We start from the raw sequence: 20,991 nt of genomic DNA on the forward strand, positions 1-20,991 counted from the left end.
AGAATCGGTTCAACGTCATGCAGTGAAACATGACGAGGGTCGACAGATGCAGATCGGAATTTTGCGCACAGCGGTCCGCCGCGCTGGTCTGTGGTTGTCGGAGCGGGTGAGGCCGCGAGCGATGGACCCCTACGATCCGGAGCCGCTGTATCGCGGGGCGGTCGTCACGGCGCCCCGGTCAAACGTGCAGCGCGCGGGGCGGCGCCGTCCGACCAGTGCGGCGAATCGCCTGCGTTATCCGGTGTCCTGACAGCGCTGCTGCAGATCGCTCAGCACCTGCACGCGGATCGCAGAGGCGAGGCCCACATCGCCACGGGCCGCGTCGATTTCGGCCGCGAGGGCATTGATCGTCCGACCGTCACGGGCGGCCATCGCGCGGAACGCTTGCCAGAACGCATCCTCCAGACTGACGGATGTGCGGTGTCCGCGCAGGGTCAGCGAATGCTTGACGGGCCGCGCGGACATGGCTGGCTATTCCTCGAACCGCGACTGGTCGAGGGCGCGGCGCGCCTTGTCGACGCGGGCCGCATCCAGCAGGCGTTCGGCCTTGGTACGGCCGAACTTGACCGCATTCGCATCTGCTTGCGACTTCTCGGCGGCGCGGTCGCGGGCCTTGCGCGCGCGGTTCAGGTTGATCGGCGCGTCGTCGGTCATGCGGCGGGCCTCACTTCGGACCGATCATGTCTTCGGGGCGCACCACGCGGTCGAACGTTTCCGCATCCACGAACCCCAGCGCGATCGCCTCGTCCTTCAGCGTCGTGCCGTTCTTGTGCGCGGTCTTGGCGACGGTCGTGGCATTGTCGTAACCGATGGTCGGCGCCAGCGCCGTCACCAGCATCAGCGATTCGCGCATCAGCTTTTCGATCCGCACGCGGTCGGCCTTGATGCCCACCACACAGTTGTCGGTGAACGCCACCGCCGCGTCGCCTAGCAGTTGCAGCGACTGCAGCACGTTGTAGGCCATCATCGGCTTCATCACGTTCAGCTCGAAATGACCCTGACTGCCTGCGAACCCCACGGCGGCGTCGTTGCCCATGATGTGTGCGCAGACCTGCGTCAGCGCCTCGACCTGCGTGGGGTTCACCTTGCCCGGCATGATCGACGATCCCGGCTCGTTCTCGGGCAGGATCAACTCGCCCAGCCCGCAGCGGGGGCCAGAGCCCAGCATGCGGATGTCGCAGGCGATCTTGTAGAGCGATCCCGCCACGACCCGCAGTGCGCCCGAGATCTCGACCAGCGCGTCATGCGCCGCCAGCGCCTCGAACTTGTTGGGTGCTGTGACGAACGGCAGGCCGGTGATCTGCGCGATCTCGGCGGCGACCGTCTCGCCCCAGCCTTTCGGCGTGCTCAATCCCGTGCCCACGGCGGTGCCGCCCTGCGCCAGTTCGTAGATCGCGGGCAGGGCGGCGCGGATGCGGCGCAGGCCCATGGCGACCTGATGGGTATAGCCCGAAAACTCTTGCCCCAACGTCAGCGGCGTGGCGTCCATCGTGTGCGTGCGGCCGATCTTGATGATGTCGGCAAAGTCGTCGACCTTGGCCTGCAGTGCCGCGTGCAGATGCTCCAACCCCGGCAGGGTCACGTCATGGGCGGTGCGTGCCACCGCGATGTGCATCGCGGTCGGAAAGGTGTCGTTGGACGACTGCCCCATGTTGACGTGGTCGTTGGGGTGCACCGGGTCCTTGGACCCGATGGTGCCGCCCAGCATCTGGATCGCCCGATTGGAAATCACCTCGTTGGCGTTCATGTTGGACTGGGTGCCGGACCCGGTTTGCCACACGACCAACGGGAAATGGTCGTCCCACTGTCCGGCGACCACCTCACCGGCGGCGGCCACGATGGCATCGCCCATCGTCGTGTCGAGCTTGCCGCGCGCCATGTTGGCGGACGCACAGGCCTGCTTGATGACGCCCAGGGCGCGGACGATGGCGACGGGCTGCTTTTCCCAGCCGATGGGAAAATTCAGCAGGCTGCGCTGCGTCTGCGCGCCCCACAGGCGGTCCGCAGGCACGTCGATGGGGCCGAAGCTGTCGGATTCGGAGCGGTGGTCGGTCATGGAGCTGTCCCGGTGTTGGGTCTGGAAAAGGGTCCGCCTACTTGCGGAACTTGTCGAGGCTCACGACCTCGGCGGGCTTGCGCGGTGCATCCTCGACTGGTTCGACCATCTCGTCCATCGGCGCCTCGGCCTCGTCGCCATCATCATCGGCGTGGGGCTGCGTCTCGAACCGCAGGCCGAACTCGACCGATGGGTCCACGAAGGTCTTGATCGCGTCGTAGGGAATATAGAGGGGCTCTGGCGCATTGCCGAAGTTCAGCGTGATGGAAAAACCGTCATCGGTGACTTCGAGGTCGGCGAACCAATGCTGGATCACGATGGTCATTTCGCCCGGATACCGGTCCGACAGCCAGTCGGCAATCTCGACGTCCGGATGCTGGGTGTCGAATGCGATGAAGAAGTGATGCGTGCCGGGCAGTTGTCCGGCCTTCTGGATGTCGGACAACACGTTCTGGATCACGCCGCGCATGGCACGGTGCATCAGGTTTCCATAGTCGATGGTGCGCGACATGTGGCTCTTCCTCGGCTGCGTTGGGCGTCACAATAGCCAAATCGCAGGCGGATGAAAGAGAGGTCGGGTCCCGCGTCCACAGGAAATGACCGGGAAGGGATCGGCGGGTCCGAACGCATGAGGGGGAAGGTGCAGGTTTCTGTTGCCAGGTACCTGCGGACCCCGCCTAACGTCGCAAAACGCTAGGGCTTAGGTTTCGATTTTCCGCACAGCTTACGCTGCGAGGGCCATCGGTGCTTTGTTGTCATTTGCAACTAGCTTTTGCGTACCGATAACGGTGGTAACTCACCGGGACAAAGCAATACCCCTTTAGACGTTCGTCGATCCTGTTTCGTCCCCATCGCTGGCAAATGACCAGAGTATTGGTGGAGACGCCGGGTACCGCCCCCGGGTCCGATCCGCTTATTACGAGCGCGTTTATGTCCATAGTCCCGAAAGACATGCCAGACATAGGCGCGCTGTGCGCGCGTTGCAAGGGATCAGTGCGGCGGATGTCCGCGCGGCCCGTCAGGGCCGTTCCGGCGCGGCCTGCCTGCAGGTCAGGGCGACGAAGGCGATATACGCCACGCAGGCCGCGACCAGCGTGGCCCACGGATAGGACAGCAGGGCCGCCATCACCACCGCAACGGCCAGCAAAGCATAGCGGACGTGGCCCGTCGCGATCTTCGGCTCTTTGAACGCCGCCACGCGCAGGGTGCTGATCATCGCTATTCCCACGGCGGCCGTCCACCCGGCGATCGCCGCATCCGGCACCCGCACCGCATCGTCCGTCGCAAAGCTCAGGAACAGCGGCAGCAGCAGCAGCATCGCGCCCGCGGGCGAGGGGATGCCCACGAAATGGTCGCCAGCCGCGTCCGGCACCGCCGTCTTGGCCGCCACGTTGAACCGCGCCAGCCGCAACACGCAGCACACGGCAAAGATCAGGACCGCGGTCCAGCCCAGCTTCGGCAGGTCGTGCAGCGCCCAGAAATACACCAATAGCGGTGCCGCCACGCCGAAGTTCACGAAATCCGCAAGGCTGTCCAGCTCCGCCCCGATGGGCGAATGACTGCCCAGCAGGCGCGCAAGCCGACCGTCCACACCGTCGAGCACGGCAGCCGCCATCAGCAGCAAGACGGCAGTGCTGAAATCCCGATCCACCGCTTCACGGATCGCCGACAGCCCCGCGGCGATCGCGGCAATGGTCAGCACGTTGGGCAGCAGGTGCAGCAACGGCACGTCGCGGCGGGGCAGGCGTGCCACCGGCTCAGGCGTCCGTCAGACGGGCGATGATCGTCTCGCCGGCCACCATGGTCTGACCGATGGCCACGTCCGGCACGACGCCCTCCGGCAGATACACGTCAAGCCGCGAGCCGAAGCGGATCAGGCCGAACCGCTCGCCCACCGCCAGCCGCGCCTGCGGTGCGACGAAGCACACGATGCGGCGCGCGACCAGCCCCGCGATCTGCACCACGGCGATGTCGCGCCCGTCCGCCATGGTCAGGCGCAGCGAATTGCGCTCGTTGTCCACGCTCGCCTTGTCCAGCGAGGCGTTCAGGAACTTGCCGGGGCGATAGGCGATGGCGGTCACAGTGCCCGCGACGGGCGCGCGGTTCACATGGCAGTTGAACACGTTCATGAACACGCTGACCCGCGTCAGGGGCACATCTGCCATCCCGAGCTCGACCGGCGGCACGGCAGGTTCGATCAGCGACACGATCCCGTCGGCGGGGCTGACGATCAGGCTGGTACGCTGCGGTGTGACCCGTTCCGGATCGCGGAAGAAGTAATAGCACCAGACGGTTGCACCCACGCCGAGCCACCCGAGCGGGTCCCAGATCACGAACAGCACCACTGTCACCGCCGCAAAGATCGCGACGAACCGGCGCCCCTCGGGGTGCATCGGCTTGATGAAGGTGCTGGCCATGTTCATGTGATCGGCTCCGCTGATGTGACCCCGCATCTGTGCGCCGCTGGCCCGGAACGCAAGCGGTTCCGGGCCAGCGCGGGCAATCTTTCGATCAACGCTCTGGCAATATCCCGCGCGGACTGAACCGCAGGATCATCAGCAGCACCGTGCCCATCACGATATAGCGCATCTGCGGCGCGCTATCGACCAGACCTGCACGCAGGGTGCTGTCCTCGCTGAGCGCAGAGGTGACCCAGATCATCAGGTCGGGACCGTATTCGCCCACCGCGACCCAAAGCCACCAGATCAGCAACCCACCCAGCACCGCGCCGAAGTTGTTGCCGGACCCGCCCACGATGACCATGACCCAGACGAGGAAGGTGAACCGCAGCGGCTGATAGCCCGCAGGCGTCATCTGCCCGTCCAGCGTGGTCATCATCGCGCCAGCCAGCCCGCAGATCGCCGATCCGATGACGAAGACCTGCAGATGGCGGCGGGTCACGTCCTTGCCCATCGCCTCGGCGGCCACCTCGTTGTCGCGGATCGCGCGCATCATCCGGCCCCACGGGCTGTGCAGCGCACGTTGCGCCAAAAAAAGCAGCACGATCAGGAAGGTGGCGAACAGACCCGCATACAGCAGCTTGACCCACAGGGTGGATGCGAGCGTGGCGTCGAACCCCAGATCCGCCGCCCGCGCGACGAAGGCGGGGTCGGCTTGCAGGTCCGTCTCGTACGGCACAGGGCGGGGCAGGCCGGTCACGTTCAGCACGCCGCGCGACAGCCAGTTCTCGTTCTTGATGACCGCGATGATGATCTCGGCGATGCCCAGTGTCGCGATGGCGAGGTAATCCGACCGCAGGCCCAGTGCCACCTTGCCGATGGCCCATGCGGCCCCGGCGGCCAGCAGGCCACCCACGGGCCATGCGATGATCGGCATCCACCACCAGTCGCGGCCCGCGTCGCCGCCAAAGTTCGCACCGCCAAGGTAGCCCGTCAGCGACGGGTTCACCGCCTCGATCGCCGCCACGCCGCCGTCGAACACGGTACGGAAGGCAAAGAACCCCGCCACCGTCAGCGCCAGCATGACAATGGTGCGGGCCTTGCCCGCAGCCATGCGCCGATAGACCGCCGTCAACGCCACGATGGCGACTGCCCCGATGGCCAGCCCTGCCAGCGTGCGCAACCCGCCAGCGGTCCAAGCGGCGGCGACCGGCGGCATCGAGATCAGGACAGACGCCAGCCCGCCCAGCGCCACGAAGCCCATGATGCCGACGTTGAACAGACCCGCGAGGCCCCATTGCAGGTTCACCCCCAGCGCCATGATCGCACTGATCAGGCCGTAGTTCAGGATCACCAGCGCGAGGTTCCAGTTGTCGAGGGCACCCGTCGCGATGATGAGCCCTGCCACGAAGGCGGCGAACAGGCCGGTGCGCAGACTGTCGGTCATATGGATTGCCCCTTGAACAGGCCTGTGGGTCGGAACAGCAGCACGATCAGCAGGATCATGAAGCTGACGGCGAACTTGTAGTCACCCGACAACAGCTGCACGAGGCCGTCGGGCGCCATGCTGTCGGGTAGCCAGTAGGTCAGCACTTTCTTCAGCGGATAGGTCACGGTGACTTCGGCGAAGGCGATCAGGAAGCCGCCTGCGATCGCACCCACCGGGTTGCCGATCCCACCGACGATGGCGGCGGCAAAGATCGGCAGCAGCAGCTGGAAATACGTGAATGCCTTGAACGACTTGTCAAGGCCGTAGAGCACGCCAGCGATGGTCGCCAACGCCGCCACGATCAGCCACGTCACCCGGACGACCCGGTTGGGGTCGATGCCTGACAACAGCGCCAGATCCTCGTTGTCGGAAAACGCCCGCATCGACTTGCCGGTGCGGGTCCGGTTCAGGAACCAGAACAGCGCCGCCACGGTGACCGCCGCGGTCACCAGCGTGATTGCCTGCGTGGTACGGATCGCCAGACCCTCGTCCAGACCGGTCGCGTCCTTGAACTGCTGCACGGTCAGCACGAAGCGTGCGCCGTCCGCGAACTGGATGTCGCCCACGCCGATGAACACGCGCGTCACACCGTTCAGCACGAACATCACGCCAAGGCTGACGATGACGAGGATCACGGGCTTCGCCCGCTGCACGCGGTAGAACTTGTAGACCAGCCAGTCGGTGCCCAGCACCAGCAGCATCGTCGCGGCGATGCCCACAGGCAGCGCAAGAAGCGCGGTCGGCAGCGGCCCCAGCGTGATGCCGAGGGCGACCAGCAGCGCCGTCACCTTGATCGTAACGGCGGTGCCGAAGGCCATGGTGTCGCCATGCGCAAAGTTCGAGAACCGCAGGATCGCATAGACCAGCGTGACCCCCAGCGCACCGATCGCCAGCTGCGCGCCATAGGCGAGTGCGGGCACCACAACAAAGTTCGTCAGAAAGACGAGGCCGTTCAGAAATTCCATGGGCGTGCCCCTGCGTCGGCGTGTGTCATCATCATCCCCCCAGGAAACTGCGGCGCACATCCGGGTCCGCCAGCAGTTCGCGGCCGGTGCCCGTATGCGCATTGGCGCCCTGCACCAGGACATAGGCCTTGTCAGCGATCTCAAGGGCTTGGCGGGCGTTCTGTTCGACCATGAGGATCGGGATGCCGGTGCGTGCAACCTCGATGATGCGGTCGAACAGCTCGTCCATGACGATGGGGCTGACGCCCGCCGTGGGTTCGTCCAGCATCAGCACCTTGGGTTTCGTCATCAGCGCACGGCCTACGGCGACCTGCTGGCGCTGGCCACCGGACAACTGCCCTGCGGGCTGCAGGCGCTTTTCCTTCAGGATCGGGAACAGGTCATAGACCTGCGTCATCGTATCGTGGAAATCGTCGCGCCGGATGAACGCGCCCATCTCCAGATTTTCCTCCACCGTCATGGTGGCAAAGATGTTGTGCGTCTGTGGCACGAAGCCCATGCCCTTCACGACACGGTCCTGCGGCGAAAGCGCTGTGATGTCCTCGCCGTCCAGCATGACGCGACCGGACCTCACGTCCAGCATGCCGAACATCGCCTTCATCGCGGTCGACTTGCCCGCCCCGTTGGGGCCGACGATTACGGCGATCTCACCCGGTTCCACCGCGATGGTGCAGGCATGCAGGATGTCCGGACCCTTGCCGTAGCCGCCCGTCATCGCCTCGCCGATCAGGAACGGCGTGCCGGGTGCAGGGCGCGCGGTGCCGCCGCTCGGCTTGTGCTGCGACGTGCCGCCGCCACCCGCCCGGGTGATGGACCGGTCCTTGTTGCCGCGGTCGTCCTGATAGGGGCTGTCAGACATGGCCGCGGCCCTCCTTGGGCTTCTTCTGGTCGAAAATATCCTCGGGGGTGAATGCGCGCCAGCGCAGAGGGGGCAGACAGCCCCCTGACCACGCCTCACCCCAACACAATGCCGCGGTCATGCGCCCGCCACCTGATCCTTGTTCTTCAAACCGGTGCCGAGATAGGCCTCGATCACCTGCTCGTTGGCCTTGATCTCGGCCAGCGTGCCTTGCGCCAGCACGCGCCCCTCGGCCATGCAGATGACCGGGTCGCACAAACGGCCGATGAAATCCATGTCGTGCTCGATCACGACGAAGGTATAGCCGCGTTCCTTGTTCAGCCGGATGATCGCGTCGCCGATGGTGTTGAGCAGCGTGCGGTTCACCCCTGCGCCCACCTCGTCCAGAAACACGATCTTGGCGTCCACCATCATGGTGCGCCCCAGTTCCAGCAGCTTCTTCTGCCCGCCGCTGATCTGGCCCGCCTTGTGGTCGGCCAGATGGCTCACGGTCAGGAAATCCAGCACCTCATCGGCGCGGGCGCGCAGGGCGCGTTCCTCGTCGGCGATGCGCTTGCGGCCGAACCACGTGTTCCACAGGCTCTCGCCCGATTGGCTGCCTGGCACCATCATCAGGTTCTCGCGGCAGGTCATCGACGGAAACTCGTGCGCGATCTGGAATGTGCGCAGCAGGCCGCGGTGGAACAACGCATGCGGCGGCAGGCCTGTGATGTCCTGTCCCTGCATCGTCACGGTGCCGCTGGTCGGTTGAAGGACTCCGGCGATCACGTTGAACAGCGTGGTCTTTCCTGCACCATTGGGACCGATCAGGCCGGTGATCGACCCTTCGGTGATGGTCAGGCTCGCGCCATCCACGGCGTGAAAGCCACCAAAGGCCTTCACCATGTTCTCAACCACAATCATGTTGCATCCCCGGTCGGCCCGTCTGGCGCGGGCCTTTGCAATGAAACCGGCGCGAGGGCAAGCCCCCGCGCCGGTCTGCGTCAGGCTGACTTAACGGTAGCCGACCGTTTCGATCGCGCCGTCGCGGATTTCGATCTCGCGATAGTTGCCGGCGGATTCGCCGTTGCCGATCAGCTCGACCGCGGTCGCACCGACATAGTCGATGTCCTCGCCGGCCTTCAGCAGCTCGATCGCCTTCGCCAGCTCGCCCGGAAAGATCTCGGTGCCCGGTGCGTTGGCCACGTCCATGACGTGATCCTTGAACACGGCGGACTCGTTCGATCCCGCCGCTTCCATCGCCAGCATGATGAGGGCCGCTGCATCGTAGGATTCGCCAGCGAAGGCACCCGTGCCGTCGAAGCCCGCCTCGGTCGCCATCGCCTGGAACGTTTCTGCGCCGGCGCTGTCGGTGCCGGGGAACTGGCCGAACGACCCGGTCAGGCCTTCGCCGATGTCGTCGACCAGCTGCTGGCCGACCATGCCGTCGGGCAGCACAAAGGTGTCGAACGCACCGGTGTCCAGCGCGTTCTGGATGATGCCCTTGCCGCCCTGATCGGTGTAGCCCGCCACGACCAGCACGTCGCCACCAGCCGCCGCCAGTGCGGCCACTTCGGACGAATAGTCGCCCTTGCCGTCCTCGTGCGCGGCAGAGATCGTCACGGTGCCGCCAGCGGCCTCGAACGCGGCCTGGAACGCATCGGCCAGACCCTTGCCATAGTCGTTGTTGGTATAGGTCAGCGCAACATTGGTGATCTCGCGGTCCATCAGGACATCGGTCATCACGACGCCCTGACGGGCATCCGACGGTGCGGTGCGAAAGAACAGGCCGTCATCCTCGGCGTCCGACAGCGCCGGAGAGGTCGCGGAGGGCGAGATCATGACGATGCCGTTTGGACGGGCGACGTTCTGCAGGATGGCGCTGGTCACGCCGGAACAGTCGGCCCCCATGATCGCGTCGACCATCTCGCCGGTCACAAGGCCTTCGGCAGCCGCACTGGCGGCACCCGCATCGGTGCAGGTCGAATCGGCGCGCGCGGTGGTCACGGTGGCCCCGCCCAGCAGCGTGCCGGCGGTGTTCACCTCGGCGATGGCCAGTTCGGCCCCTGCGGCCATGGCGGGCACGATGGATTCCAGCGGGCCGGTAAAGCCTAGTTCGATCCCGATCTTCACTTCGGTGATCGGGTCCTGCGCCCAGGCGGCGCCCGTCATCAGGGCGGTGGTGGCCGTGGCCAGCATCAGTTTGTTCATGTCGAAACTCCCGGTTGGTTTTTTATTCTGTCGGAGAGACTAACAGCGAAGTCCGGATTGTGAAGCGGTCTTGTGCACCCTGTTTCAGGACAGTCTTTCGGGCCGATTGACCATTGGCCCGGCCCGGCCTTGGCGATATAAGCGCCCCTCGAATGATACGGACCGGACAGCGGGAGAGTTCAGATGGGCGAATGGAAGAAATCGGACTGGCGCGCAAAGCCGCGCGTGCAGATGCCCGACTATACCGATGCGGCGGCGTTGCAGACCGTCGAGGCCAAGCTGTCAAGCTATCCGCCGCTGGTCTTCGCCGGCGAGGCGCGCCGCCTGACCCAGCATCTGGGCAAGGTCAGCCGTGGCGAGGCGTTCCTGCTGCAGGGCGGCGACTGCGCCGAAAGCTTTGCAGAATTCAGTGCCGACACGATCCGCGACACCTTCAAGGTGATGCTGCAAATGGCGATGGTCCTGACCTATGGTGCCAAGGTGCCCGTGGTGAAATTGGGCCGCATGGCGGGCCAGATGGCCAAGCCGCGCTCCACCCCGACCGAGGTCGTCGGCGGCGTGGAACTGCCCAGCTATCGCGGCGACATCATCAATGGCTTCGACTTCACGCCAGAGAGCCGGATTCCAGATCCTGCGCGGATGGAACAGGCCTATCTGCAGGCGGCGGCGTCTCTGAACCTGCTGCGCGCCTTTTCCACGGGCGGTTACGCCGACGTGCACAAGGTTCACGCCTGGACGCTGGGGTTCACCGACAAGCCCGAGGCCGAGAAATACCGCGATCTGGCGAACCGGATCAGCGACACCCTCGACTTTATGGAAGCCGCGGGGCTGAGCACCGAGACCAACCACGAGCTGCAGACGGTGGAGTTCTACACCTCTCACGAGGCGCTCTTGCTGGAGTATGAAGAGGCGCTGACCCGCGTCGATTCGACCTCCGGCAAGTGGCTGGCAGGCTCCGGTCACATGATCTGGATCGGCGACCGCACCCGTCAGCCCGACGGCGCGCATGTGGAATACTGCAAGGGCGTGCTGAACCCGATCGGTCTGAAATGTGGCCCCTCCATGACGAGCGGCCACCTGAAGGCGCTGATGGCGGCGCTGAACCCGGACAACGTGCCGGGCCGTCTGACGCTGATCGCGCGGTTCGGGGCGGGGCAGGTGGGTGACAACCTGCCGCGCCTGATCCGCGCCGTGCAAGAGGAAGGCGCGAACGTCGTCTGGTCCTGTGATCCGATGCACGGCAACACGATCAAGTCGTCGTCCGGCTACAAGACGCGACCCTTCGATTCCGTGCTGCGCGAGGTGCGCGAGTTCTTCTACATCCACAACGCCGAAGGCACCATCCCCGGCGGCGTGCATGTCGAGATGACCGGCAAGGACGTGACCGAATGCACCGGCGGCGTCCGCGCCGTCACCGACGAGGATCTGTCGAGCCGGTATCACACCGCCTGCGATCCGCGCCTGAACGCCAGCCAGTCGCTGGAACTGGCGTTTCTGGTGGCCGAGGCGCTGGGGGCCCGGCGCACCAAGATGGAACAGGCCAAGGCCAGCTGACACCATCCGCACAGACCGTGAAGAAGGCGCTCCGCAGGGCGCCTTCTTCGTCTCAGCCGTTGTTCACCACCAGTCGCAACGGCGTTCGCGCCCGTGCGACCGGCTGGCTGCGCACCGTGCGCCGATCCGGGAACGGCAGGCCCAGCGTATCGTGGCGCAACGGTCCGTCGTTGGCGATGTCAAAGCGGTAGCCGCGCTGGCCCGGCGGGCCGGCCGCGACCAGCGCGCCCATCATGCGCGTGACCTGACCCAGCGCATCCTGCATCGGCAGCAGCAGCAACTCCGCCCGTAGAGCACGTCGCCCCAGCCCGCGCGCCGCCGTCAGCGGCAGGTTCACCACGGCAGGGCCGTCGAAGGCGCTCTCGACGATGCGCAGGGCGGCGTCGCGGCTGCCTGCGGCAAAGAACGCGCCAAAACTCATGCCGCGCGGGTCCATCCGCAGCATGTCGTGCAGCCGCTGCCCCGCCACCCGCACACGGACCGCACCGGGCGCGGTGCGGTGCAACAGGAACGCGTGGGGCAGGGCGTCATGCAGCGCATGGGGGTCGAGTTGCGCATGATCCGGCACGACCTGCCCGCTGCACATCTGACGCCAATCGGTTTCCAGCAGGTGAAGGATCGCCTGTTCATCGGGCGACAGGCAAGAGGCTGTGCCCGGCATGGCCGGCGCGCGGGTTGGATCGGTCGTCTCGAACATGATGATACGCTTTCAACTGCCAACAGGGTCTTTGATGACGATGAGGTGTCCGGGCCGCCGTCGTCGCGGCCGTTAAGGGAATATTAACCCGCACCACCGGCGAAATCCCCTGCGAAAGTCCTAACGGGTTAACGGCGGGATGCGGTCGCAGCCCATGCCCCCCCTTGCCCCTGCGGCGGGAAATCCCTTAGGTGCGGGGGCGATGCGGAAGGAAGCGGCGATGACCCATGCGATGACGGCCTTTGCCAGCCGGACCGGACAGATGGACGGTGCCAGCTGGCACTGGGACTTGCGTGGTCTGAACGGGCGCGGCCTCGATATCCGCACGCGGCTGCCGGACGGCATGGACCGGCTGGACCAGACGCTGCGCACCGCATTGGGCAAGGCGCTGCACCGGGGCAGCGTGACGGTGACTCTGCGCCTGACACGGTCGGCGCAGGATGCCGATCTGGCCCTGGACGAGGCACAGCTGGACCGGGTGCTGCGTGCCCTCGACCGGGTGCAGGAACGCGCCTATGCCGCCGGGGTCACGCTGGCGCAGCCCACCGCCGCCGACGTGCTGGCGACCCGTGGCGTGATCGGCGGGGCGGGCGATCAGGACGACGACACGGGCCTGTTCGCCGCACTGTGCACCGACATCGGGCCGCTGCTGTCGGATTTCACCGCCATGCGGGCGCACGAAGGGGCCGCGTTGCAGCACATCGTCGCCGACCAGCTGGACCGGATCAAGGTACTGACCGCCGACGCCCGCGCCGCCGCTACGGCCCGCCAGCCACGCCTGCGCCAATCCCTGCGCGACGCCTATGCCCGGATCATGGAAGTCACCGCAGCCGACGATGCACGCCTCGTGCAGGAACTCGCAATCCTGACCACCCGGCAGGACGTGACCGAGGAGCTCGACCGCCTCGACGCCCATGTCGCCGCCGCCTGGGACATCATCGAGGACGACGCCCCCGCCGGACGCCGCCTCGATTTCCTGAGCCAGGAATTCATGCGCGAGGCTAATACCCTGTGCGCGAAATCGCAGGACAGCGACCTGACGCAGGTGGGGCTGGCGCTGAAGCTGGTCATCGACCAGCTGCGCGAACAGATCCAGAACGTGGAGTAAGCCCTTGGCCCGTCGCGGACTTCTCATCATCCTGTCGTCGCCCTCGGGCGCGGGCAAATCGACCTTGGCGAAGCGTCTGATGGTGTGGGATGCGTCGCTGCGGTTCTCCGTCTCGGCCACCACGCGCAGCCCGCGCGCGGGCGAGGTGGACGGGACCGACTATCACTTCGTGGACGAGGCGCACTTCCGCAAGCTGGTGGATGACCGCGACATGCTGGAACACGCCCGCGTCTTCGGCAACTACTACGGCAGCCCCAAGGCGCCGGTGCAGCAGGCCATCGACGCAGGCCGCGACGTGCTCTTCGACGTGGACTGGCAGGGCGCGCAGCAGATCGCCAATTCCGACCTGCGCGACGCGGTGCTGTCGATCTTCATCCTGCCGCCCTCGATCACCGAACTGCACCGCCGCCTCGTGGAACGCGGTCAGGACGACGCCGACACCATCGCGGGCCGGATGCGCAAGAGCTGGGACGAGATCAGTCACTGGGACGGCTACGACTACGTGCTGGTGAACGACGATCTGGACCAGACCGAAGAACGTCTGCGCACCATCATCAGTGCCGAACGGCTGCGCCGCGCCCAGCAACCCGACCTGTTGGACCACGTCCGCACCCTGCAGCGCGAGTTCGAGGACCGGGGCGCATGAGCATCTACAGCTTCGACGGCCAAGCCCCCGAGATTGCGGCAGATGCGTGGATCGCACCCGGTGCGCATGTGATGGGCCGCGTGCGGATGGGCGCGGGGTCCAGCGTGTGGTTCGGGGCCACCCTGCGCGGTGACAACGATTGGATCAGCGTGGGTGAGGGCAGCAACGTGCAGGAAAACTGCGTGCTGCACACGGATATGGGCTTTCCGCTGAGCATCGGGGCGGGCTGCACCATCGGCCATGCCGCGATCCTGCATGGCTGCACCATCGGTGCTGACAGCCTGATCGGCATGGGTGCCACGGTGCTGAACGGCGCCGTGATCGGCGAAAATTGCCTGATCGGCGCCGGCGCACTGGTGACCGAAGGCAAGGTGATCCCCGCCGGATCGCTCGTCATGGGCGCACCCGGCAAGGTGGTCCGCCAGCTGGATGACGCCGCCATCGCTGGCCTGCGCCGGTCGGCAGAACATTACATGCAAAACGCCGCGCGGTTCGCGCGGGAACTGAAGGTGATCCGATGAAGAAACCGCTGACCAGCATCGTGCGCCGCACCGACTGGCCCACCTCCGTCTCGCGCCCGGTTGTGACGCCGCTGCAACCTTCGGTCGTGTATTCCAGCCCGGACCCGGACGCCCTCGATGCGCAGTATGCGGATGCCTCCGGCTACACCTATGCCCGCGAAGGACATCCGAACGCGCAGGTGCTGGCCGAAAAGATCGACATGCTGGAAGGGGTTGATCCCGCTTCCGGCGGCGGCATCGTCACCGGGTCGGGCATGTCGGCCATCGGTGCGGTGTTCCTCGGCCTGCTGAAAGCAGGCGATCATGTGCTGGGCGGCGACCAGCTCTATGGCCGCAGCTTGCGGCTCATGGCGCAGGATCTGCCGCGTCTGGGGATCGAGACGTCGCTGGCCGATCCCACCGACGCCGCCGCGATGGCCGCCGCGATCCGCCCCAATACCCGCATGATCCTCGTCGAGGTGGTGTCGAACCCAACGATCCGCGTGGCCGACATGGAAGGGATCGTGGCACTAGCCCGCGACCGCGGCATCCTGTTGATGGTGGATAATACCTTCACGACTCCCGTGGCTTACAAGCCGCTTCTTTCCGGTGCGGACATCGTGATCCATTCGGTCACCAAATTGCTGGCGGGTCATTCGGACGCCACGCTGGGCTATGTCGCAACGCAAGATGCGGACCTGCGCCGCAAGATCAACGACGCCAACGTCACATGGGGCCTGACACCCAGCCCCTTCGACTGCTGGCTGGCGGAACGCGGGCTGCATTCGTTCCACCTGCGCCACCGCGCGGCGCAGGACAATGCCCGCCGTCTGGCCGATGCGCTGGCGGGCATGGCGGGGGTAAAGCAGGTCCTTTATCCCACCCGCAGCGATCACCCCGACCACAACCGCGCCGTGGCGCTGCTGGGCGGGCAGGGCGGCAACATGCTGTCGTTTGCGCTGCACGGCGGACGCGATGCGGCCAACCGCCTGACGCGGGCCGCGCCAGAGATCGCCTTTGCCCCCACGCTGGGCGATATCGGCACGACCCTGTCGCATCCGCCGTCGTCGTCGCACCGCGGCCTGACACCAGAGGGGCGCGCGGCGCTGGGTATCACCGAAGGCTTCTTCCGCGTCTCGGTCGGGGTCGAGGATGCCGATCTGCTGATCGCGGAATTCGGCGCCGCCGTCGCCGCCGCCAGCGACTGAAAGGGGGCAGCCCATGGACCGCGACAGTGCCACCATCGCCGTCGCGGCGCTGCCGTTTCCGGTCATGCTGATCGATGCAGGCCAGACGGTCGCGGCGATCAGCCCGTCACTGGCCGCTGTGCTGGGCGATCACGTCGTGGGGCGGCACTACATCAACGCCCTGCGCCAGCCCATCACGCTGGAGGCGATCGAGAGCGCCATGCGCACGGGCACCCCGTGCCAGACCCGCTGGCTGGGCCGCGACGGCGGGCGCGACACGACGTGGCTGGTCCACGTCAGCCCCGACCGCGATGCCATCGTGCTGACCTTCGAGGACCGGACCGCGGCGGAGGAGGTGGGGCAGTTGCGCCGCGATTTCGTCGCCAACGTCAGCCACGAGTTGCGCACGCCACTGACCGCGCTGCTGGGGTTCATCGAGACGCTGCGCGGCGCGGCCCGCAACGATCCCGTGGCGCGCGACCGGTTTCTGGGCATCATGGAACGTGAAAGCCTGCGCATGACCACGCTGGTCGACGACCTGCTGTCGCTGAGCCGGGTCGAGGAAAACGAACGGATGCGGCCCGCCGGTGCCGTGGCGCTGAACAGCCTCGTCATGGGCACCCTCGCGGATCTGGAGCCTGTCATCGCCGCCTCCGGCGTGGCGGTGACGCTGACCGACCACAGTGCGGGTGCGCATGTGCTGGCCGATGCCAACCAGCTGCGGCAGGTGATCGGCAACCTGATCGAGAACGCGGTGAAATACGGCGGCAGCGGTGGTGTCCTGATCGTCGATCTTGACGCGCCAGCCTATCAGCAATCGCTGCGGGCTTTGGGCGTGGCCGTCCATGTGCGCGACCGCGGACCGGGGATTGCGGCACACCACATCCCGCGCCTGACCGAACGCTTCTACCGCGTCGACACCCACCGCAGCCGCGAGCTGGGTGGCACGGGTCTGGGGTTGGCCATCGTCAAGCATATCGTGAACCGGCACCGGGGCCGCATGACGATCCACAGCACGCTGGGGCAGGGCACCACCTTCAGCGTCGTTCTACCGGTGGCGCAGCCCTAGCCGCGGTCCGGCGTCAGCCTGTCGCGGGCCGCATCGCGCGTGGTTATGGGCACCGCGTCGCCCGCGCGCGCCAGACCGTAGGGCGGCATCCCGGAATAGATCGCCTCGAACCCGCCTGCCGGAATGAGGTAGGTTTCGTGCCAGATGCCGACCGCGCCGCGGCTGTCGCGCAAGCGGCGGTTGAAGGCGGCCCAGGCGGGGAAATGCGCCCGGTCCGGGGCGCGGGCATAGGCTTCCAACGCGTCGAAGCTGCGCCAGTATTGCACGGTGCAGCGCATGCTGATCCCGTTGTGGCCCAGAAACCCGGTCTGTGTGCGGGGCGCGCGGTCAAGCTCCTGCAGCATCCGCGGCATGGCGGCCAGCGACGGCACCCACAGGTCCGGACGCCACCACGCATTGATCCGCATCCCCAGCAGGAACACCACGAAATCGCCGCTGATCCGGGCGGTCATGCGGCGCGGGTCGATGGGGGCCATGGCGCATCTTTCGGCAACTGCACGCCGTCATCATAGCGGTGGCCCTGCACCGCGTCTGCATCAACCTTAGTCATGTCATGGTCCTGTTGGACTTTGCAGCCAAGGTGCCTACGATCGAACATGATGACAGGCCCGTCTCGAAAGGATGACACCCATGCCGAATCAGCACATCTCGTCTGCCTACGACCGCGATCTGGACGGGATCACCACCCTCATCATGAAAATGGGCGGTCTGGTCGAAGAGGCGATCCTGCATGCCACGCAGGGGCTTGTGACGCGCGACGTGGAACTGGCCGAGCGTGTCCGCGCAGGCGACAAGGCCATCGACGCGCTCGAGTTCCAGATCAACGAAGAGGCGGCCCGCACCATCGCGCTGCGCGCCCCCGTGGGTCGCGACCTGCGGGTGCTGTTGACGGTGCTGCGGTTGGCCGCGTCGCTGGAACGGATCGGCGACTATGCCAAGAACATGGCCAAGCGCACCTCCGTGCTGGTGGACATGCCGCCGATCCAGGGCGCCGAGGCGTCCCTGCGGCGCATGGCACGCGAGGTGCAGGGCATGCTGCGCGACACGCTGGATGCCTATACCCGCAGCGACGTGGCGCTGGCCGAGGACGTGCGCCAGCACGATCAGGACGTGGACCAGATGTACAACGCGCTGTTCCGCGAATTCCTGACCCACATGATGGAGGACCCGCGCAACATTACCGCCTGCATGCACCTGCATTTCATGGCCAAGAACATCGAGCGGATGGGCGATCTGACCACCAACATGGCCGAACAGGTGATCTATCTGTCCACCGGCACGATGCCCGACGATCCGCGCCCCAAGAGCGACACGACATCGACCCTGACGACATTGAATTGAGCGGGATCAGTCGGCCCAGGGACCGTGGAAATCGGTGCCGTCCCGGTCGAGCCGTTCGAATCCGTGCCGACCGAAGAAATCCCGCTGTCCCTGCAACAGGTTGGCGGTGCCCCGATGGGTGCGCATCGTGTCGAAATATGCAAGCGCCGACGACAGCGCGGGTACCGGCAGGCCGTGCAGCGCCGCCTGTGCCACCACCTTGCGCAAGGTGACATGGGTGTCGCGCAACAGGTCGGTGAACGGCGCCGACAGCATCAGGTTCGCGTCCGACCGCGCCAGCGCCGTCGCCATGTCGTCCAGCATCACGGAGCGGATGATGCATCCCGCGCGCCAGACCTTAGCGATGTCGGGCAGGGGCAGGGGCCAGTCGAACGCCCGTGCCGCGGCGTCGATCATGGCAAAGCCCTGCGCATAGCAGATGATCTTGCCGGCGATCAGCGCGCGTTCCAGATCGGTGGCGGTCAGCGCATCGCCCATGGCTTGCGGGGCTGCACCGAACGCCGCCTGACCCTGTGCCCGTTCGTCGCGCCGCGACGACAGGTTGCGGGCGGCGACGGCAGCCTCGATCACCGGAACCGGCGCGCCCAGATGCTGCGCCTCGATCGCCGTCCAGCGCCCGGTGCCCTTCTGGCCCGCCGCATCGGTGATGATGTCGAGCAGGGGTTGCCCGGTCAGCGTATCGGTCGCGGCCGCGACGTGGCCAGAGATCTCGATCAGATATGACGCAAGCGCGCCGTCGTTCCATGTCCGGAACGTCTTGGCGATCGCCGCGTTGTCCAGACCCATGCCGTCACGCAGGATGCCGTAGACCTCGGCGATCATCTGCATGTCGGCATATTCGATGCCGTTGTGCACGGCCTTGACGAAATGACCGGCGCCCGCCGGGCCCATCCATGTGGCACACGGGACGCCGTCGTGGCTGGCCGCGATGGCGGTCAGGATCGGCGCGACCCGGTCCCAGTCGGCGCGGTCGCCACCGGCCATGATCGACGGGCCGTGTCGCGCGCCATCCTCGCCGCCCGACACCCCGATGCCCATGAAGCGCACGTCACCTGCCGCCGCCGCGCGGCGGTTGGTGTCGTGGAAATCGGCGTTGCCCGCGTCGATAATCAGATCGCCAGCATCCAGCAGCGGGGTCAGCGCCGCAATCTGGTCGTCCACGGCCTGACCTGCCGGCACCATCAGGATGATCGCGCGGGGCCGCGACAGGGCGGCGACAAAGTCCTGCAAACCCTCGGTGGGCGTGATGCGCGCGGCCAGATCGCCCGCCTGAACTGCAAAGTCGCGCGTGACTTGTGTCGTGCGGTTGAAGACCGCGATTCGGAACCCCTTGTTGGCGATGTTGAGGGCGAGTGCCGCCCCCATGGTGCCAAGGCCCAGCAGGCCGATCTGTGACGTGGTCATCATGCGCTCCGTGTTGATCTTGATCTGAAATAGGTCGGATGGTGCGGGCCGACAGGTGCGTCGGCCCGCACATGGGGTGTGCGGGCGTTTCGTCATTGCGACCCTGCGCCGACGCGATCATCATGACGGGTAGGCGAGGGAGGCTGGCCGATGACCGACGACCCCGACATGGCTGCCATTGCGACCTGGGTGGATGGACGGCTGCCGGGCCTGGACGGGCCCGTGCGGCTGCACCGATTTCAGGTCGGCCAGAGCAATCCGACGTATCGCATCCAGACCGAGGCTGGCGACTACGTTCTGCGGCGCAAGCCGTTGGGCACGTTGCTGAAATCCGCGCATGCGGTGGAACGGGAATACGCCGTGCAACGCGCGCTGCAGGGCACCGTTGTGCCCGTGCCGCGCATGCATCTGCTGTGCGAGGATGCGGGCGTCATCGGTGCGCCGTTCTATCTGATGGATCACGTGGCGGGGCGCAGCTTCGACGACCCGCGACTGCCGAACCAGTCGCCGTCCAAGCGTGCCGCGATCATGGATGCCATGAACGCCACGCTGGCCGCAATCCACTTGGTCGATCCGGTGGCGGCAGGCCTTGGCGGTTATGGCCCTGACGGCGACTATTACGCGCGCCAGATCGCGCGCTGGATCAAGCAATACAGCGCCAGCGCGACAGAGGACATGGCGGCGATGGATCAACTGATCGACTGGCTGCAGGCCAACCGGCCAGCCGACGATGGGCGCCGCACGCTGGTGCATGGCGACTACCGCATCGACAACCTGCTGTTCGCGCAGGGTGGCACCGATGTCGTGGCCGTCCTCGATTGGGAGCTGTCGACGCTGGGCCATCCGTTCGCGGATCTTGCAGGGGTCATCATGCAGTGGCGGATGCCGCCGGGGCCGGATGGGCGTGGCCTTGCCGGCGTGGACCGCGCGGCGCTGGGTCTGCCATCGGACGCCGATTTCATCGCGGCCTATTGCGCGCGGATGGGATTGCCGGGGATCGACGGGTTCGGCTTCTACCTCGCGTTCTGCTTCTTTCGCATGGGCGCGATCCTGCAGGGCGTCAAGCGGCGCGGTCTGGACGGCAACGCCGCCAACCCGGAAAAGGCCGCGAAACTCGGCGCCTACGCACCGGAGTTCGCACGGCAGGGCTTGCTGGCCGCGCGCGAAGGCTGATGGACACCCTGCATATTGCTGTTGCAACCAAGTTGAAATGTCCCTCGGTGCGCAAAGTAGAAATGTCCCATGTGCGGTGTCGCGCATGGCTGGGCAGGGCGGAGACCTCATCTATCGCAGCCCTGACCAGCCATGCCTTTCCGGTCATTCGGCGGGATGTGGCGCGGCAGCTTTTTCCTTCGCCCTGCGCGCGAGTTTGGAATTCCAGCCTTCGGTATTGCGCCGACCGTTGGGGACATAGACCGTCGCCTGTTTGCCTGCGCGACGCGGCTTGGGAGGTGCCTTGTCCTGTGCGGCCTTGATATGCTCCAGCACCGCGCTGAGGTGCTTGTTCTCGGTGATTGCCGCATGCGT

The 20,991-nt window shown here is 66.3% G+C and carries 22 protein-coding genes, 1 other RNA gene and 1 pseudogene; 8 read left to right on the forward strand and 16 right to left on the reverse strand.

The window, feature by feature from the left end; all coding sequences use genetic code 11:
* Nucleotides 1-234: 234 nt before the first annotated feature.
* The 12 genes from BMX16_RS10715 to BMX16_RS10770 all read right to left on the reverse strand — a co-directional run bounded on the left by BMX16_RS10715 (nucleotide 235) and on the right by BMX16_RS10770 (nucleotide 9,958).
* Nucleotides 235-465 carry a ribbon-helix-helix domain-containing protein gene (locus tag BMX16_RS10715; protein ID WP_089902992.1) on the reverse strand — a complete coding sequence of 77 codons (231 nt, stop codon included), beginning with the start codon at nucleotides 463-465 and terminating at the stop codon, nucleotides 235-237.
* A 6-nt stretch (nucleotides 466-471) separates the two neighbouring features.
* Nucleotides 472-654 (reverse strand): DUF4169 family protein, encoded by a 183-nt coding sequence (locus BMX16_RS10720; protein ID WP_089902995.1) that lies wholly within the window; start codon nucleotides 652-654, stop codon nucleotides 472-474.
* Between the two features lie 10 nt (nucleotides 655-664).
* The gene (gene fumC / locus BMX16_RS10725) at nucleotides 665-2,056 is read right to left on the reverse strand and encodes a class II fumarate hydratase (RefSeq protein ID WP_089902998.1); all 1,392 of its coding nucleotides are present in this window, start codon (nucleotides 2,054-2,056) and stop codon (nucleotides 665-667) included.
* Between the two features lie 37 nt (nucleotides 2,057-2,093).
* Nucleotides 2,094-2,567 carry an SspB family protein gene (locus BMX16_RS10730; protein WP_089903002.1) on the reverse strand — a complete coding sequence of 158 codons (474 nt, stop codon included), beginning with the start codon at nucleotides 2,565-2,567 and terminating at the stop codon, nucleotides 2,094-2,096.
* Nucleotides 2,568-2,695: 128 nt separating this feature from the next.
* Nucleotides 2,696-3,046: a transfer-messenger RNA gene (gene ssrA / locus BMX16_RS10735) on the reverse strand.
* A 28-nt stretch (nucleotides 3,047-3,074) separates the two neighbouring features.
* Nucleotides 3,075-3,809 carry a CDP-alcohol phosphatidyltransferase family protein gene (locus tag BMX16_RS10740; RefSeq protein WP_089903005.1) on the reverse strand — a complete coding sequence of 245 codons (735 nt, stop codon included), beginning with the start codon at nucleotides 3,807-3,809 and terminating at the stop codon, nucleotides 3,075-3,077.
* Nucleotides 3,810-3,813: 4 nt separating this feature from the next.
* Nucleotides 3,814-4,479: a phosphatidylserine decarboxylase gene (locus BMX16_RS10745; protein WP_089903009.1), complete on the reverse strand. Its 666-nt coding sequence runs from the start codon at nucleotides 4,477-4,479 to the stop codon at nucleotides 3,814-3,816.
* An 88-nt stretch (nucleotides 4,480-4,567) separates the two neighbouring features.
* Nucleotides 4,568-5,902: a branched-chain amino acid ABC transporter permease gene (locus BMX16_RS10750; RefSeq protein WP_089903012.1), complete on the reverse strand. Its 1,335-nt coding sequence runs from the start codon at nucleotides 5,900-5,902 to the stop codon at nucleotides 4,568-4,570.
* Nucleotides 5,899-6,909, reverse strand: coding sequence for a branched-chain amino acid ABC transporter permease (locus BMX16_RS10755; RefSeq protein ID WP_089903015.1), 1,011 nt, complete (start codon nucleotides 6,907-6,909; stop codon nucleotides 5,899-5,901). The genes BMX16_RS10750 and BMX16_RS10755 overlap by 4 nt, the downstream gene beginning before the upstream one ends.
* A gap of 31 nt (nucleotides 6,910-6,940) precedes the next feature.
* The gene (locus BMX16_RS10760) at nucleotides 6,941-7,768 is read right to left on the reverse strand and encodes an ABC transporter ATP-binding protein (RefSeq protein WP_089903017.1); all 828 of its coding nucleotides are present in this window, start codon (nucleotides 7,766-7,768) and stop codon (nucleotides 6,941-6,943) included.
* Between the two features lie 117 nt (nucleotides 7,769-7,885).
* Entirely contained in the window at nucleotides 7,886-8,671 is a 786-nt protein-coding gene (locus BMX16_RS10765) for an ABC transporter ATP-binding protein (protein WP_089903021.1), read from the reverse strand.
* Between the two features lie 90 nt (nucleotides 8,672-8,761).
* Nucleotides 8,762-9,958: an ABC transporter substrate-binding protein gene (locus BMX16_RS10770; protein ID WP_089903025.1), complete on the reverse strand. Its 1,197-nt coding sequence runs from the start codon at nucleotides 9,956-9,958 to the stop codon at nucleotides 8,762-8,764.
* Nucleotides 9,959-10,141: 183 nt separating this feature from the next.
* Here BMX16_RS10770 and BMX16_RS10775 point away from each other — a divergent pair, with 183 nt between their 5' ends.
* Nucleotides 10,142-11,512 (forward strand): class II 3-deoxy-7-phosphoheptulonate synthase, encoded by a 1,371-nt coding sequence (locus tag BMX16_RS10775; RefSeq protein ID WP_089903028.1) that lies wholly within the window; start codon nucleotides 10,142-10,144, stop codon nucleotides 11,510-11,512.
* Between the two features lie 52 nt (nucleotides 11,513-11,564).
* Here the strand turns inward: BMX16_RS10775 and BMX16_RS10780 are convergent, their stop codons facing one another.
* On the reverse strand, nucleotides 11,565-12,209 hold the full coding sequence (locus tag BMX16_RS10780; protein WP_089903031.1) for a PAS domain-containing protein: 645 nt from the start codon (nucleotides 12,207-12,209) through the stop codon (nucleotides 11,565-11,567).
* 220 nt (nucleotides 12,210-12,429) lie between these two features.
* Here BMX16_RS10780 and BMX16_RS10785 point away from each other — a divergent pair, with 220 nt between their 5' ends.
* Genes BMX16_RS10785 through BMX16_RS10805 form a run of 5 tightly spaced genes read left to right on the forward strand, consistent with a single transcriptional unit; the run spans nucleotide 12,430 to nucleotide 16,719 of the window.
* Complete coding sequence (locus BMX16_RS10785; RefSeq protein WP_089903034.1) at nucleotides 12,430-13,317, forward strand: YicC/YloC family endoribonuclease; 888 nt, start codon at nucleotides 12,430-12,432, stop codon at nucleotides 13,315-13,317.
* 4 nt (nucleotides 13,318-13,321) lie between these two features.
* Complete coding sequence (gene gmk / locus BMX16_RS10790) at nucleotides 13,322-13,963, forward strand: guanylate kinase (RefSeq protein ID WP_089903037.1); 642 nt, start codon at nucleotides 13,322-13,324, stop codon at nucleotides 13,961-13,963.
* Entirely contained in the window at nucleotides 13,960-14,484 is a 525-nt protein-coding gene (locus BMX16_RS10795; protein WP_089903040.1) for a gamma carbonic anhydrase family protein, read from the forward strand. The genes gmk and BMX16_RS10795 overlap by 4 nt, the downstream gene beginning before the upstream one ends.
* A complete protein-coding gene (locus BMX16_RS10800; RefSeq protein ID WP_089903043.1) occupies nucleotides 14,481-15,671 on the forward strand; it encodes a trans-sulfuration enzyme family protein in 1,191 nt (396 codons plus the stop codon). Before BMX16_RS10795 ends, BMX16_RS10800 begins: the two co-directional genes overlap by 4 nt.
* Before the next feature lie 13 nt (nucleotides 15,672-15,684).
* The gene (locus BMX16_RS10805) at nucleotides 15,685-16,719 is read left to right on the forward strand and encodes a sensor histidine kinase (RefSeq protein ID WP_089903046.1); all 1,035 of its coding nucleotides are present in this window, start codon (nucleotides 15,685-15,687) and stop codon (nucleotides 16,717-16,719) included.
* On the opposite strand, the gene BMX16_RS10810 is transcribed toward BMX16_RS10805, so the two are convergent.
* Nucleotides 16,716-17,195, reverse strand: a complete 480-nt coding sequence (locus BMX16_RS10810) for a DUF4188 domain-containing protein (RefSeq protein WP_089903049.1) — start codon at nucleotides 17,193-17,195, stop codon at nucleotides 16,716-16,718. The genes BMX16_RS10805 and BMX16_RS10810 overlap by 4 nt on opposite strands.
* Nucleotides 17,196-17,349: 154 nt before the next feature.
* Between BMX16_RS10810 and phoU the strand changes: the two genes are divergently transcribed.
* Nucleotides 17,350-18,060: a phosphate signaling complex protein PhoU gene (gene phoU, locus BMX16_RS10815; protein WP_089903054.1), complete on the forward strand. Its 711-nt coding sequence runs from the start codon at nucleotides 17,350-17,352 to the stop codon at nucleotides 18,058-18,060.
* 6 nt (nucleotides 18,061-18,066) lie between these two features.
* Here the strand turns inward: phoU and gndA are convergent, their stop codons facing one another.
* Nucleotides 18,067-19,464: an NADP-dependent phosphogluconate dehydrogenase gene (gndA, locus tag BMX16_RS10820; RefSeq protein WP_089903076.1), complete on the reverse strand. Its 1,398-nt coding sequence runs from the start codon at nucleotides 19,462-19,464 to the stop codon at nucleotides 18,067-18,069.
* 150 nt (nucleotides 19,465-19,614) lie between these two features.
* Here gndA and BMX16_RS10825 point away from each other — a divergent pair, with 150 nt between their 5' ends.
* Nucleotides 19,615-20,637 carry a phosphotransferase family protein gene (locus BMX16_RS10825; RefSeq protein ID WP_089903056.1) on the forward strand — a complete coding sequence of 341 codons (1,023 nt, stop codon included), beginning with the start codon at nucleotides 19,615-19,617 and terminating at the stop codon, nucleotides 20,635-20,637.
* A 144-nt stretch (nucleotides 20,638-20,781) separates the two neighbouring features.
* On the opposite strand, the pseudogene BMX16_RS10830 reads toward BMX16_RS10825, so the two are convergent.
* Nucleotides 20,782-20,991, reverse strand: a pseudogene (locus tag BMX16_RS10830) (ISNCY family transposase); the annotation flags it as partial.

This window comes from Loktanella fryxellensis (assembly GCF_900110065.1).
Taxonomy (GTDB): domain Bacteria; phylum Pseudomonadota; class Alphaproteobacteria; order Rhodobacterales; family Rhodobacteraceae; genus Loktanella; species Loktanella fryxellensis.